A 13,410-nucleotide genomic window follows, 5' to 3' on the forward strand; every position below is an offset into this window, starting at 1 on the left:
TTAAGTTTATTTTTAAATACCTACCGTAAATGTGTTGTATGAAGGACGATTCGAAAAGTGAAATTGTATTTAAATCTGAGGATATTGAAATTATAATTCAGGAAGATAAAGGATCTGATTTAATTCAAAAAGCGGCTTTGATTGAAAGAAAATCAAGCTTTAATATTCTGTTTTTATTAAGCTCGGGTATTCATCTTAAAGCATATGACTGCAGCAATGAATTTTCATTTCAGAAAAATCAATACATATTACATTACTCATCAAAGGAACATGAGTCAGAATTATGGAGCGAAAGAGATGAAAATTTAAAATATTTACATATTCATCTCAAATACAGCTATATATTTAATCTTATAAATCCTAAAATGAATAAAGAAAGCGCTGAAATACTGAAAGATATGACTCATAATAATTTCATGTTCCTAAGAAAATCAACTCCACCTACAATAACGGTTGAAATGCATATGATTATAAAGGAAATACTTAGCTATTCAAAAAAAGGAGTTATTCAGAAATTATTCATTGAGGCAAAGGTTATCAAGCTTCTTATCCTCATTTTTGAACAATTTAATGAAAAAAATAACCAGGAAAGCACTTCAAACATTGCGGAAACAATCAAAAAATTCATTGATGAAAACTACCATAGAAATATTAAAGCCGAAGAAATCGGGAAGATGGTAGGTCTTAATCAAAACATTATCCGAAAAGAATTTAAAACGAAATATCAGACAACCGTTACGCATTATATTTCAGAATTACGAATGCTGAAAGCAAAAAAACTGATTGCTGACAAGGAAATTATGATCAAGGAAATCGCTATTGAGTGTGGTTATGAATATATACAAAATTTCACCCGCGCTTTTAAAAAGAAATTCGGAGTATCACCGGAGCATTTAAGAAATAATAAATAGAAAAACCGCCTAAAAAAATTAAGCGGTTTATATATGTTGTTTTGCTTTGATATTACTTTTTCAGAATTCAGGTGAAAAAGCAATGACAATCAATTAATGATGATGTCCGTGATCATGAAGGAAAGGACCGTTTCCTTTAGGTTGACTGTAGATTGTCTCTACACCTTCCTGCTCAGTAATAAGCTTTCTTCTGATATCTTCAGGATCGAAAGGCTTCACTTTTCCGAAGTACTCTTTCAAACCTTCAGTAAGCCACATTGGGATTACTAATCCGAAGAACATAAAAATACACCAGAATCCTACTAAGAACATAGTAATGAAAAATACAGTCCAAAGGAACTGGTAGAACGGCCAAAATGCTGATAAAATAGTTATCATTCTCTTAAAGATTTTAGGCAAAAATAAAGCTTTTTTCTTTTTTACACAAAAGATACAAGCTCTATTTTATAATTTATTTTAATTTTAAACTAATTAGTGGGCAAGATTTGCGAAGAAATCGTTTCCTTTATCATCGGTAATGATGAATGCCGGGAAGTCTTTTACTTCAATTTTTCTTACTGCTTCCATCCCTAATTCCGGGAAGTCTACAACGTCTACGGATACAATATTGTCTTTTGCAAGAATAGCTGCTGGTCCTCCGATAGATCCAAGATAGAAACCTCCGTATTTATTACAAGCGTTGGTAACGTCTTTACTTCTGTTTCCTTTTGCCAGCATGATCATACTTCCTCCATGGCTCTGGAATTCGTCTACATAAACATCCATTCTTCCGGCTGTGGTAGGTCCGAAACTTCCTGAAGCCATTCCTTCCGGTGTTTTTGCGGGTCCTGCATAATAAATCGGGTGATTTTTGAAATACTCCGGCATTGGTTTCCCGCTGTCGATAATTTCTTTAATCTTAGCGTGAGCAATATCTCTTGCTACGATTAGGGTACCGTTTAGTTTCAATCTCGTTTTGATTGGATATTTTGAAAGCTCAGCAAGAATTTCCGGCATTGGCTTATTCAGATCTACTTCAATTGCTTCTTCCAAATGGGGTGGCGTAGCTGGCAGGAATCTTTTTGGATCCTGTTCCAATTGCTCAAGGAAGATACCTTCTTTTGTAATCTTTCCTTTAATATTTCTGTCTGCTGAACATGAAACTCCCATTCCTACAGGGCAAGAAGCTGCGTGTCTTGGAAGTCTGATCACTCTTACGTCATGGGTAAGATATTTCCCTCCAAACTGAGCTCCGATAGCACTTTCCTGGCAGATTTTCTGAACTTTAGCTTCCCATTCAAGATCTCTGAATGCTTGTCCTGCCTCATTTCCTTCTGTAGGAAGATTGTCATAATATTTTGCAGATGCTTTCTTCACTGCTGCAAGATTTGCTTCGGCAGAAGTACCTCCGATTACCAAAGCTAAGTGATATGGCGGGCAGGCTGCTGTCCCAAGATCTGAAATTCTTTCTTTAACGAATTCTTCAAGAGATTTTTCGTTCAATAAAGATTTTGTCTTTTGGTATAAGAATGTTTTATTGGCAGAACCTCCACCTTTTGTTAAGAATAAGAATTCATAGTAATCTCCCTTCTTAGCATAAATGTCAATCTGTGCAGGAAGGTTTGACCCTGAGTTTTTCTCATCAAACATCGTTAAAGGAACTACCTGAGAATATCTAAGATTTCTTTTTTGATAGGTATTGTAGATACCACGGCTTAAGAATTCCCCATCATCTACTCCAGTGTATACATTTTCACCTTTTTTACCCATTACGATGGCTGTACCTGTATCCTGGCAAGAAGGAAGAGCTCCTTCAACCGCTACTGCAGCATTCTGTAATAAGTTATAAGCAACGAATCTGTCATTGTCTGTAGCTTCAGGATCATCAATGATTCTTCTAAGGCTTTCAAGGTGTGAAGAACGCAACATGAAAGAAACGTCCGCCATAGCTTCTTCAGCCAAGAACTCCAATCCTTTCGGGTCAACTGTTAAAATTTCTCTGTCACCCAGTTTTTCAACCTTTACATAATCTGATGTAAGCTTTCTATACACCGTATCATCTTTCTGAATTGGATACGGATCCTGATATCTAAATTCCATTCAATTTTTTGTTTGTACAAAAATACGGCTTCCGGTAAAAAAAGATGAGTAAAATCAGTCATTAAAATTGATATTTATAATGATTATAAATTGCGGGTTTCTGACTTTATAACTAACTTTATACTAACCAAATAATGAACCCGCAAAAGAGAAAAAAATGTGGTTTCAGTATAAAAAGACTATAAAATTTCAATCACAATGAATTACAGAGTAGAAAAAGACACCATGGGAGAAGTGCAGGTACCGGCAGATAAACTTTGGGGTGCACAGACAGAACGCTCCAGAAACAATTTCAAAATAGGTCCGGAAGGATCAATGCCTCATGAGATCATTGAAGCATTTGCCTATTTAAAGAAGGCAGCTGCATATGCTAATGCTGATCTGGATGTTCTTTCACCTGAAAAAAGAGATATGATCGGAAAGGTTTGTGAAGAAATTCTGGAAGGAAAACTGAATGACCAATTTCCTTTGGTTATCTGGCAGACAGGCTCAGGAACTCAGTCTAATATGAATGTGAACGAAGTGATCTCCAACAGAGCTCATGTGAACCAAGGAGGAACGTTAGGAGAAAAATCTGAAATACACCCGAATGACGATGTCAATAAATCTCAATCATCCAATGATACTTATCCTACGGCAATGCATATTGCTGCTTACAAAAAAGTAGTGGAAGTTACCATTCCTGCTGTTGAAAAACTAAAAAATACGCTTGCTGAAAAATCTAAGGCATTTAAAGATGTAGTAAAAATCGGGAGAACCCACCTGATGGATGCTACTCCATTGACATTAGGACAGGAATTTTCCGGATATGTTGCTCAATTGGAATTTGGATTAAGAGCTTTAAGAAATACTCTTCCACACCTTTCCGAGCTTGCTCTTGGAGGAACCGCTGTAGGAACCGGATTGAATACACCTAACGGATATGATGTGAAAGTAGCTGAATATATTGCTAAGTTTACCAATCATCCGTTTATCACAGCAGAAAATAAATTTGAAGCACTTGCTGCCCACGATGCTATTGTGGAAAGCCACGGAGCATTAAAACAACTGGCTGTTTCTTTATTCAAAATTGCTCAGGATATCAGATTGCTGGCTTCGGGACCACGTTCGGGAATCGGGGAAATTCATATTCCTGAAAATGAGCCGGGATCTTCTATCATGCCGGGTAAAGTAAATCCTACCCAAAATGAAGCTTTAACAATGGTTTGTGCTCAGGTTTTGGGAAATGACACAACCATTTCTTTCGCAGGAACCCAGGGAAATTATGAATTGAATGTTTTTAAACCAGTAATGGCTAACAATTTCCTTCAGTCTGCACAATTAATTGCTGACGCCTGTATTTCATTTAATGATCACTGTGCGGTAGGTATTGAGCCTAATCATGAGAGAATTAAAGAGCTTGTAGATAAATCTTTAATGCTTGTTACCGCTCTGAATACGCATATCGGATATGAAAATGCAGCAAAAATTGCAAAAACAGCTCATAAAAACGGAACAACGTTAAAAGAAGAAGCCATTAATCTTGGACTTTTAACTGCTGAACAGTTTGATGAGTGGGTAAAACCTGAAGATATGGTAGGTAGTTTAAAATAATTTTAGAAACATAGATTAAATACCCAAAAGCCCCGGAATTTTTCGGGGCTTTTACTATTTATATTCGTTAGATTTTCTTTTAGCTTGAATTTACCTTTTTAACCGATCAGCTCCTTTGCCTGTGCAAGAGCAGCTTCAGTGATCTTACTTCCTGACAGTAATTGGGCAATTTCGTTCAGCTTGTCTTCCTCACTTAAAGGTATAATAGTAGATTGAGTTCTACCTGAAATATCCTGTTTTACAACTTTATAGTTATTATTTCCTTTTGCAGCAACCTGCGCAAGGTGAGAAATTACGATAAGCTGCATATCTTCAGACATCTCACGCATCAGGTTTCCAATTTCTTCTGCCACTTTTCCAGAAACTCCGGTATCAATTTCGTCTAAAATCAATGTTGGTAATTCGTCACTTTCTGCAATAATCTTTTTCACAGCAAGCATTACCCTTGATCTTTCTCCACCAGAAATTGCAGTCTGAATCGGTTTTAAAGGGAAGCCTGAATTCGCCTGGAATAATAACTGAATATTTTCTTTTCCAAACTGATTGAATTCAACAGCATCCTGCAAATCAATATCTACTTTCGCTTTTTCAAGACCTAGCTTTTTTAGAAGCCCTTCTGCTTTTTTAATGAAAACAGGAATATTCTTTTTTCTGTTTTTAGAAAGCTTGTCTGCAAGAACATGAAGTGTTTTTTCTTTTATAGAGATATTTTCTTCTGTTTCTTCTATTTGTGATTCTAACTCGGAAGCTCCTTTCTGATCACCTGCCAATTCATTTCTAATTTCTATCAGCCCGTTAACATCTGTTACATTATGCTTAAGGAATAAGGCATTAATTTTATTATTCAGCTCCGTAAGAAAGATAAGGTTATCCGGATTGATTTCCACTTTTTCTGCTTCATCTTCAAGTTCAGAAATGATATCTTTCAATTCTACGAAAGAAGCTTCAAGTCTTCCGTCAAGTTCTGCAAAACCGGTTGAAACCTCAGAAATTCTTGAAAGCTTTGATTTTGCTTCATTAAAGAAAGACAAAATTCCTATTTCCTCCTGATGAAACCTTGAAAGGATCTGACCTACATTTTCAGAGATCATTCCTGCATTTTCCTGAATAGAAAGCTGATTCTGAATATCTTCAAAATCTACATCATCCAACTTCAATTCTTCAAGCTCATTGAGTAAAAACTCTTTATAATCACTTTCTTTAGTAGATTCTGAAAGTTGTGTCTTTAGTTTTTTGAGAACCAGTTTAAGATTCTGAAAATCGGAAAATTCCTGTTGATACTCTTCAATGATCATCTTATTTTCCGAAAGACCATCAATGATTTTAAACTGATACTCTGACGTAAAAAGATTAGATGTTTCAAATTGAGAGTGAATATCAATCAATTGGGAAGAAAGTTCTTTAAGAATATCCAATGTTACCGGAACGTCATTGATAAATGCTCTCGACTTACCGGATGGAAGGATTTCTCTTCTGATAATGGTATGAAGTTCATAATCAAGATCGTTTTCAATAAAAAACTTTTTAAATTGATTATTAAGATTGAATTCAGTTTCAACAACGCTTTTCTCCTCCGTTTTTGCTATTGATTTTACATCTGCTCTTTCTCCTAAAATAAGTCGAAGCGCTCCCAGAATAATAGATTTTCCGGCTCCCGTTTCACCGGTAATCACCTGCAAACCGTTTTTCAATGATACATCCAGTGTATCAATTAAGGCAAAGTTTTTAATGTAAATTCTTGAAAGCATGGATAATCCGCGTTTTTATCAGATATTAATATTGAGTGTAAAAATAAGTTTTTTTAACGAAAACAGAAATGACAGATTTTAATAAATATGAAACTCAGACTTTTGAAATTTTATTCAATAATTCATAAAAATTTTTGTGTTGATATTCAAAAGAATCTGCATCTTCATGATCCCAAAGGACAATTGCGTTATCATTATGTGTATCAAAACACATCAATCCCCAATCGCTGTATGTAGCAAAAGGAATATATCCTTTATCAAAAAGAAATTCCCTCGGATAGGTTTCAAATATCATTTCCCGTAGAGACGTTCTCCAAAGATTGATGGGATGTGAACAAAATGATACTTCCGAAATCTGAAGCTAGTAAAAATGTTTATGCTTAAGGAATAATTTAAAGTCTTCGGGAAAAATAAAACCTATTTCTGCTTCTAATGTCTCAAGATCAGCATCTGTCACTCTACTTTTTACGGGAAGCCAGGTTTTCCACTCATCATCAGTCTGCACTGGAGCAAGCATTTCTGCTTCAATAGCACAGGGAAGTTTATTGATTTCATTTTCAATCCAAAAAGTGAGCGTTCTATCAATAATGTCTTCAATATCTTTCTGATGACGGTTTATTTCCATTTATTCCATTTACTATCAATGTTTTTGGGAGAAAGAGTTATCATCACCTGTTTAAGGTCATTAAGGATAATCCCTCCATTATTCCCGGAATTGAAAATATTGAAAATCTCATCACTTTTGGTATCCATGAAAAGATTAAAGAAAAATCCCTGCTGAAAATTATTTTCATACATTTTCAGCTGCATCAGGGTGTCAAAGATCACTTTCTTTGCTGCTGTCTGATCCTGATTAAAAAGATTATCCATTCCGGATCTGTGATAAGTATATATTGCTGAACGAAGCTGGCTCCAGCTAGGATTAAGTATCTCGTTAATCAAAATAGTTCGGCTTCTCGGCTCATTGATGGTATTCCAGCCTTCATAATTTCTGTTCTGTGAATTTTGGGCAATCTGCTGGGCTTTTGAAAACCATTGACTTCCGCTCAAAGACTGGAAACTATCTGCATCGTATCCTAAAATAAGGTAAACATAGAAACTGATGACATCGGTAAGGTTTTTACCGGAAAATTGTCTTTCATTGAAAATAAGGTTTTCATTTTCAATATATTCGAATCCAAATCTCTGATCCTGAAGATTTAATAACGGGGTTTCGTAAGTGGTAGCATAAACGGGGCGCACAGCCTGAATAACAATAGTTCCTTTATACCTGTTATCCACCTTCTCTGAAATAACAATAGAAAAACCACATTTTATTTTTTCAAAGTTCTGAAGTTTTTTCCCTGTCCAGCTGGTATTATTGATAAAGTCCCTAAGACTTTTCTCCAAAGATTTAAAAGCCTGCTGGTTACTTCCTCCGATTTGCTGGGAATTTACTTGTACTGTTGCCAGTAATTCCTGGGAAAATCCAACGCTGTATATAAAAACCAGAAAAAATAAACTTATAATTTTTTTCATATGGAGATACTTATTGTTTTTTAAATGTCACCTGTAATCGTACCATCCTCATAGATCTTGTCTTTGTAAATTCTGACGATTTCATTGTCCATTAAAAATTGAGAACGGAAATTTATTAAAATTATTTTAAAAGTTGAACTTCCACAAAATTGAGGATATCCTTTGCTACATCATCTTTAGATTTCAGATCAAATTCTGTTTTCTCTGTTTTGGTAAAAATTTTGATTTTATTGGTATCATTTTTAAATCCGGCACCTTCGTCACGAAGAGAATTCAGAACGATCATATCAAGATTTTTCTTTTCCAGTTTTCCTTTTGCATTCTCCTCTTCATTTTGGGTTTCCAATGCAAATCCTACTAAAAATTGATGGGTTTTCTTCTCGCCCATTGTTTTAAGAATATCAGGATTTTTAACCAATTCAATGGTAAGATTTTCATCATTTTTCTTGATTTTCTCTTTAGCTACATCCTTAGGAGCATAATCTGCAACGGCTGCACTGGCGATTCCGATATCGATCTTATCATAAAATTCAAAAACCTTTGCTAACATTTCTTTAGCAGAAGTTACTTTATGTAGTTCTACATTTTTATCATTAAGTGTTTGAGAGCTTGGTCCTGAAATCAGGATCACTTTTGCTCCTCTTTTTGAAGCTTCCTCAGCTAAAGAGAATCCCATTTTCCCGGAGGAATGGTTTCCTATAAATCTTACAGGATCAATTGCTTCATAAGTAGGTCCGGCTGTAATCAAAACCGTTTTTCCTTCAAGAGTTTTTACCGGAGTATTGTTTGTAAAATAATGTTCTACCGTATTAAAAATAGTTGCTGGTTCTGCCATTCTTCCCTGTCCTACAAGTCCACTTGCCAATTCTCCATTTTCTGCGGGAATAATGATATGTCCAAAACTTTCAGCAAGCTCAAGGTTTTTCTTCGTAGACGGATGTACATACATATCCAAATCCATTGCAGGTGCGATAAATACGGGACATTTAGCTGACATATAAGTTGCGATCACTAAATTATCACACATCCCATGAATCATTTTAGACAAGGTATTGGCTGTACAGGGAGCTACTATGATAACATCAGCCCACAGCCCAAGTTCTACATGGCTATTCCAGGTACCATTATCTCCGTAGAAGTCTGAGTAAACAGGTTTCTTCGACAATGTTGACAAACTTAGTTTCGTTACAAAATGTTCTGCGTCGGGAGTCATAATTACCTGTACTTCGGCACCTTGTTTTACAAAATCTCTAATCAGAAAATGAATTTTGTATGCCGCAATTCCTCCAGAAACGGCGATAAGTATCTTTTTACCGGAAACACTCATTTAGCTTTAATTTTTTGGAAATACTAAATTACTTATTTTTTCCCACAATCAGGGTTTAAAACAAGAAAGGTCATAAAAGAACCTGATTCCTTTATGACCTTGATTTATTAAAAACACGGAAGATTATTTTCTGTCTTCTGTCTTTCTGAAATACACATCATCGTTTAACCATTCTTCAATAGCAATTGAAGTTGGCTTTGGAAGTTTTTCGTAATGCTTAGAGATCTCAATCTGTTCTCTGTTTTCGAAAACTTCTTCTAATGTAGAATTGTGAACGGCAAATTCATCCAATTTGTTGTGAAGTTCCGTACGGATCTCCGCATTGATCTGCTCTGCTCTCTTTCCCATGATAACAATAGCTTCGTAGATTGAACCTACTTTATCTTCAATCTTATCTTTGTCGTAAGTAATAGTATTTACTTCTGCTTTTGTATCTTTTACACTCATTTTGAGAAAATTATTTTTATTTTAAGATGGCAAATTTACGAATTATCTTTGAATTTTGAAAGTCGCTGCAGGTGGAGGGGTCTGAAGTGCCGCACTGTCCCTCTGCATCTGCTTTGCTTGCTTTTCATTAGTGATCTGATCTTTAGCCTGCTGTTCTTTTTTACCTTGCTCTGCTAGTTTGTCAGCGGCTTTCTTTTGTCTTGCTGTAAGAGCTGCAATTTTTGCTTCTGTCTCTTTTTTCACAACAACAAAGTTCTGTTTTTCTTTTTCAAGCTTTGCTCTTAATTCTGATGCCGTTTTAGAATATTCCGTATTGGGAAGTTCTTTTTCCACCATCTTCGCATAGGTTAAAGCACTTTCAATACGTTCATCTTTCAGATCATAAATTGACTTTACCGCCAGCTCATAACGAGATTTCATGATATAATCATAAATCTTCGGACGAAGTTTTGTACTTGGAAAATCTTCCAAAACGTTTTCCAATGCTACATTTGCAGCTTTGTACTGTCCCATTTTGTAGTATTGTCTTGAATTTTCATAAGCTTTGAACTCAAGTTTATAAGACAATTCATCGATCAGCTGAGAAATATTTTTAGATCTTTCAGAATTCGGATAATTGTTCAGAAAGTCCTGAAGTTCATTGATCGCTAATTCTGTACTGGACTGATCCAGGTTATAATCCATAGAACCTTCATAGTAGCAAAGTGCAGACATATAGGCAGCTTCTTCTGCTCTAGGGTCTTTTGGAAAATTGACAGCGAAATTTTTGAACTGATGTCCCGCCAGCTTATAACTCTTATCATAGTAGTTGGCATAAGCTGTATTGAATCCTACATTAGGAAAATCATCTGTTCCTGCCACAAGATTAGCTAGTCTGTCGTAAAGAGCCAATGCATTTTTCCACTTTTTCTTAGCGAAGTTTTCATTAGCAGCTTTTAGGATAAAATCTTTATCAGCACTCTTCATTGCTTTTTCCTGCTGGCTTACACATGATGCCATCACGGCTACAGCAAAAAGACCTAAAATATATTTTTTCATATAAAAAATTCAACAGTTTTCGGATTATACAGCCGATTTACTAATTTGCAAAAATATAACTTTTTTGTCAATAGATTTTTTTTTATGAATATTTAACGTAATTTTAGTCTGCAGCGTATCCTAAAATGGCAAAAACACTTAGTAAGAGATTCATTCTTACCTTTTTCTCAGCTTCTTTAGCATAGGCTTCTTCATTTTTGCTAGGAACGTAAAGCTCATAAAAATTTTTGTTTCTTATAACAAACAAGGTGGAACCGATAATCATGGTAAGGATATCTTCGGGCTTCGGTGTAAAGGTAAACACTCCGGAAGCCACTCCTTTTTTAATAACTTCATCCAGTTTTTTTACGAATAGCTGATAAAAATCCAGCAATTCATCTTTTAAATTTTCTGTATGACGAAGCTCCTGCGTTACAAAACCATGAAAATAGTTATATTTAAAAAGTTGAGAAACGATATATTTTATCATTTCGCGCATTTGCATTTCAGGTTTGCCGTCTTTAATAGTATCTGCAAATTCTGAAAAATTCTCTCTTGTTTTGAGTACTCTGTACTGATAGAGATAAGACATCATTTTCTCCTTAGAACCGAAGTAATAAGAGATCATTGCAACATTGATGTTTGCTTTGGAACAAATATCTCTTACAGAAGTCCCCTCGTATCCCTTTTTTGCAATAAGCTCTTCTGCAATATCAAGTATGTGAATCTGTTTTTCTGTAAATTTTTTCTTCATGAAGTGTACTTTGAGTAAAGTTAAGAAATTTTTAACACAATTGTAAACGTTCGTTTAATAATTTTATATTAAATCTAAATAATAGTATTTTTGAAGATGGAATTTTTTGATTTTCATCATCATAAAAAATATATCAAAGACGGAATTTACAATTTGGAGATTGAACAAATTCCGCCAGACTCCCTTTATTCAATAGGGATTCATCCTCAGGACATTGATATTATTAATATTGATAAACAGCTTCAGTGGATGAAAAGTATGATGTTTGATAATTGTTTTGCCATCGGAGAATGTGGACTGGATTCTATTGTGCCGATAGATCAGAAAATTCAGGAGAAGGTTTTTCTTAAGCAGATCAAGATAGCAAATGAGGTAAAAAAACCAATTATTATACATTGTGTAAGAAAATTTTATGAGGTGATTTCATTAGGCAAAAAGTCTCATCAGCCTATGATCATTCATGGTTTTAATAAAAAACAACAGATCGCAGCGGATCTTCTTGCCAATAATTTTTACCTGAGTTTTGGAAAAGCTGTTTTGTATAATCTATCTTTGCAGGATATTTTAAAAAACACTCCATTAGACAAAATCTTTCTAGAAACTGACAATGAAGATTTTAAGATCGAAGAATTGTACCTTAAGGTTTCGGAAATAAAAGAGATTTCTTTGGATCAACTCAACGAACAAATTTTAGAAAATTTACACACGATAAGAAATGGATAAATACTGGCTGGAAAGAACTGAACTATTGATAAAGGAAGAGGGATTGGATAAGCTGATCAACGCCAATGTTCTGGTTGTAGGACTTGGAGGGGTAGGTTCTTTTGCTGCTGAATTTCTCGCCAGAGCAGGAGTCGGCAATATGACGATTGTGGATGGTGATACGGTGGATATTACAAACATCAACAGACAGCTTCCGGCATTACATTCTACCGTTGGAAAGCATAAAGTGGAAGTGGTTGCAGAAAGGCTTCTCGATATCAATCCACAGCTTAATCTAGTTAAGATCAATGAATTTCTTAATCCTGAGAGAATGGATGAAGTTCTGGATGCTGCAAAGTTTAATTACGTTCTTGACTGCATCGATAGTGTAACGCCAAAAATTTGTCTGATTAAGGCAGCCAGAAGAAGAAAGATTAAAATCATCAGTTCTATGGGAGCCGGAGGTAAAACTGATCCAAGCATGGTAATGGTAAGAGACATCAGTAAAACTCACAATTGCTTCCTTGCTAAACAGGTGAGAAAACGACTAAAAAAGGAGAAAATCAACAAAGGGTTCAGATGTGTATTTTCGAATGAAATCCAAAAGGAGGAAAGTCTGAAAATGACAGACGGAAGTAATTTCAAAAAGTCATTTTATGGGACAATCAGTTTTATTCCTGCTATTTTCGGACTGTATGCAGCTGCGGAAGTGATCAATTATTTAGTTAAACAAGATTAATGCAGAATTTCAAATACCCCAGAGCGGAAAAGCTCAAAAAGAATGCGGAAATCAGTTTACTTTTTGAAAAAGGTAAATGGAGAACTTCCGGAAATCTGCGAATCATTATTTTGAAAGATAAACCTACTCTTCCTATAGAAAGTGGTAAACTGGGGGTTTCGGTATCTAAAAGATATTTTAAAAAGGCTGTTCATCGAAATCGTGTGAAAAGATTGCTAAGAGAATGTTATCGTTTAAATAAGGACTTATATAAAAGTGCTTTTGGAGATAAAACTATTGCTATGTTGTTTTGGATGTCTTCGGAAATGCCACAGAAATTTCAGGATGTGGAAGCACAGTTTATTAAGCTTTGTGAGGCACAGAAGAAATAATTTTATTCCCGCAATACAACAATGTGATGGGTTATCGGTTTTAATGAATGATATCATTTATTCTTCTTAATGGAGGCTGATTTTACATGTTATTCCAAACCTAGTCACAAATTCATTTTCGGGCACTTACATTTCATAACATCCTTGACACCTTCTCATCTCAGATACTTTTTGTAATTTAGGGAAAACAATAAATCTGAAAAT

General features: G+C 35.0%; 15 protein-coding genes. 5 read left to right on the forward strand and 10 right to left on the reverse strand.

What is annotated here, in order from left to right:
• Positions 1-38: 38 nt before the first annotated feature.
• Entirely contained in the window at positions 39-911 is an 873-nt protein-coding gene (locus AC5YGG_RS15085; RefSeq protein WP_496145291.1) for a helix-turn-helix domain-containing protein, read from the forward strand.
• Positions 912-1,004: 93 nt separating this feature from the next.
• Here the strand turns inward: AC5YGG_RS15085 and AC5YGG_RS15090 are convergent, their stop codons facing one another.
• Positions 1,005-1,289: a hypothetical protein gene (locus AC5YGG_RS15090; RefSeq protein WP_181575077.1), complete on the reverse strand. Its 285-nt coding sequence runs from the start codon at positions 1,287-1,289 to the stop codon at positions 1,005-1,007.
• Positions 1,290-1,382: 93 nt separating this feature from the next.
• On the reverse strand, positions 1,383-2,990 hold the full coding sequence (locus AC5YGG_RS15095; protein WP_496145292.1) for a fumarate hydratase: 1,608 nt from the start codon (positions 2,988-2,990) through the stop codon (positions 1,383-1,385).
• A gap of 198 nt (positions 2,991-3,188) precedes the next feature.
• Between AC5YGG_RS15095 and fumC the strand changes: the two genes are divergently transcribed.
• Positions 3,189-4,583 (forward strand): class II fumarate hydratase, encoded by a 1,395-nt coding sequence (gene fumC / locus AC5YGG_RS15100; RefSeq protein ID WP_496145293.1) that lies wholly within the window; start codon positions 3,189-3,191, stop codon positions 4,581-4,583.
• 98 nt (positions 4,584-4,681) lie between these two features.
• On the opposite strand, the gene AC5YGG_RS15105 is transcribed toward fumC, so the two are convergent.
• The 8 genes from AC5YGG_RS15105 to AC5YGG_RS15140 form a co-directional block, all read right to left on the reverse strand.
• Positions 4,682-6,331 (reverse strand): DNA repair protein RecN, encoded by a 1,650-nt coding sequence (locus AC5YGG_RS15105; RefSeq protein ID WP_496145294.1) that lies wholly within the window; start codon positions 6,329-6,331, stop codon positions 4,682-4,684.
• A gap of 94 nt (positions 6,332-6,425) precedes the next feature.
• The gene (locus AC5YGG_RS15110; RefSeq protein ID WP_496145295.1) at positions 6,426-6,626 is read right to left on the reverse strand and encodes an SMI1/KNR4 family protein; all 201 of its coding nucleotides are present in this window, start codon (positions 6,624-6,626) and stop codon (positions 6,426-6,428) included.
• A gap of 66 nt (positions 6,627-6,692) precedes the next feature.
• Positions 6,693-6,956, reverse strand: coding sequence for a hypothetical protein (locus tag AC5YGG_RS15115; RefSeq protein ID WP_496145296.1), 264 nt, complete (start codon positions 6,954-6,956; stop codon positions 6,693-6,695).
• On the reverse strand, positions 6,947-7,849 hold the full coding sequence (gene porD, locus AC5YGG_RS15120; protein WP_496145297.1) for a type IX secretion system protein PorD: 903 nt from the start codon (positions 7,847-7,849) through the stop codon (positions 6,947-6,949). The genes AC5YGG_RS15115 and porD overlap by 10 nt, the downstream gene beginning before the upstream one ends.
• Positions 7,850-7,970: 121 nt before the next feature.
• The gene (coaBC, locus tag AC5YGG_RS15125; RefSeq protein WP_496145298.1) at positions 7,971-9,176 is read right to left on the reverse strand and encodes a bifunctional phosphopantothenoylcysteine decarboxylase/phosphopantothenate--cysteine ligase CoaBC; all 1,206 of its coding nucleotides are present in this window, start codon (positions 9,174-9,176) and stop codon (positions 7,971-7,973) included.
• A gap of 123 nt (positions 9,177-9,299) precedes the next feature.
• Complete coding sequence (locus tag AC5YGG_RS15130; RefSeq protein WP_039370228.1) at positions 9,300-9,623, reverse strand: DNA-directed RNA polymerase subunit omega; 324 nt, start codon at positions 9,621-9,623, stop codon at positions 9,300-9,302.
• Positions 9,624-9,665: 42 nt separating this feature from the next.
• On the reverse strand, positions 9,666-10,661 hold the full coding sequence (locus tag AC5YGG_RS15135) for an outer membrane protein assembly factor BamD (RefSeq protein ID WP_496145299.1): 996 nt from the start codon (positions 10,659-10,661) through the stop codon (positions 9,666-9,668).
• 103 nt (positions 10,662-10,764) lie between these two features.
• Entirely contained in the window at positions 10,765-11,394 is a 630-nt protein-coding gene (locus AC5YGG_RS15140; RefSeq protein WP_076553179.1) for a TetR/AcrR family transcriptional regulator, read from the reverse strand.
• 96 nt (positions 11,395-11,490) lie between these two features.
• Between AC5YGG_RS15140 and AC5YGG_RS15145 the strand changes: the two genes are divergently transcribed.
• The 3 genes from AC5YGG_RS15145 to rnpA are packed head-to-tail and all read left to right on the forward strand — an operon-like array spanning position 11,491 to position 13,206.
• Positions 11,491-12,117, forward strand: a complete 627-nt coding sequence (locus AC5YGG_RS15145; RefSeq protein WP_496145365.1) for a TatD family hydrolase — start codon at positions 11,491-11,493, stop codon at positions 12,115-12,117.
• Positions 12,110-12,835: a tRNA threonylcarbamoyladenosine dehydratase gene (locus AC5YGG_RS15150; protein ID WP_496145300.1), complete on the forward strand. Its 726-nt coding sequence runs from the start codon at positions 12,110-12,112 to the stop codon at positions 12,833-12,835. Before AC5YGG_RS15145 ends, AC5YGG_RS15150 begins: the two co-directional genes overlap by 8 nt.
• Positions 12,835-13,206 carry a ribonuclease P protein component gene (gene rnpA / locus AC5YGG_RS15155; protein ID WP_496145301.1) on the forward strand — a complete coding sequence of 124 codons (372 nt, stop codon included), beginning with the start codon at positions 12,835-12,837 and terminating at the stop codon, positions 13,204-13,206. The genes AC5YGG_RS15150 and rnpA overlap by 1 nt, the downstream gene beginning before the upstream one ends.
• Positions 13,207-13,410: the final 204 nt, after the last annotated feature.

The organism is Chryseobacterium sp. CS2K3 (assembly GCF_059515185.1).

Bases quoted from the DNA above. Each gene is read 5' to 3' on its own strand.
- AC5YGG_RS15085 (WP_496145291.1), top strand. From the start codon at position 39: ATGAAGGACGATTCGAAAAGTGAAATTGTATTTAAATCTGAGGATATT.
- AC5YGG_RS15090 (WP_181575077.1), bottom strand. From the start codon at position 1,289: ATGATAACTATTTTATCAGCATTTTGGCCGTTCTACCAGTTCCTTTGG.
- AC5YGG_RS15095 (WP_496145292.1), bottom strand. From the start codon at position 2,990: ATGGAATTTAGATATCAGGATCCGTATCCAATTCAGAAAGATGATACG.
- fumC (WP_496145293.1), top strand. From the start codon at position 3,189: ATGAATTACAGAGTAGAAAAAGACACCATGGGAGAAGTGCAGGTACCG.
- AC5YGG_RS15105 (WP_496145294.1), bottom strand. From the start codon at position 6,331: ATGCTTTCAAGAATTTACATTAAAAACTTTGCCTTAATTGATACACTG.
- AC5YGG_RS15110 (WP_496145295.1), bottom strand. From the start codon at position 6,626: ATGATATTTGAAACCTATCCGAGGGAATTTCTTTTTGATAAAGGATAT.
- AC5YGG_RS15115 (WP_496145296.1), bottom strand. From the start codon at position 6,956: ATGGAAATAAACCGTCATCAGAAAGATATTGAAGACATTATTGATAGA.
- porD (WP_496145297.1), bottom strand. From the start codon at position 7,849: ATGAAAAAAATTATAAGTTTATTTTTTCTGGTTTTTATATACAGCGTT.
- coaBC (WP_496145298.1), bottom strand. From the start codon at position 9,176: ATGAGTGTTTCCGGTAAAAAGATACTTATCGCCGTTTCTGGAGGAATT.
- AC5YGG_RS15130 (WP_039370228.1), bottom strand. From the start codon at position 9,623: ATGAGTGTAAAAGATACAAAAGCAGAAGTAAATACTATTACTTACGAC.
- AC5YGG_RS15135 (WP_496145299.1), bottom strand. From the start codon at position 10,661: ATGAAAAAATATATTTTAGGTCTTTTTGCTGTAGCCGTGATGGCATCA.
- AC5YGG_RS15140 (WP_076553179.1), bottom strand. From the start codon at position 11,394: ATGAAGAAAAAATTTACAGAAAAACAGATTCACATACTTGATATTGCA.
- AC5YGG_RS15145 (WP_496145365.1), top strand. From the start codon at position 11,491: ATGGAATTTTTTGATTTTCATCATCATAAAAAATATATCAAAGACGGA.
- AC5YGG_RS15150 (WP_496145300.1), top strand. From the start codon at position 12,110: ATGGATAAATACTGGCTGGAAAGAACTGAACTATTGATAAAGGAAGAG.
- rnpA (WP_496145301.1), top strand. From the start codon at position 12,835: ATGCAGAATTTCAAATACCCCAGAGCGGAAAAGCTCAAAAAGAATGCG.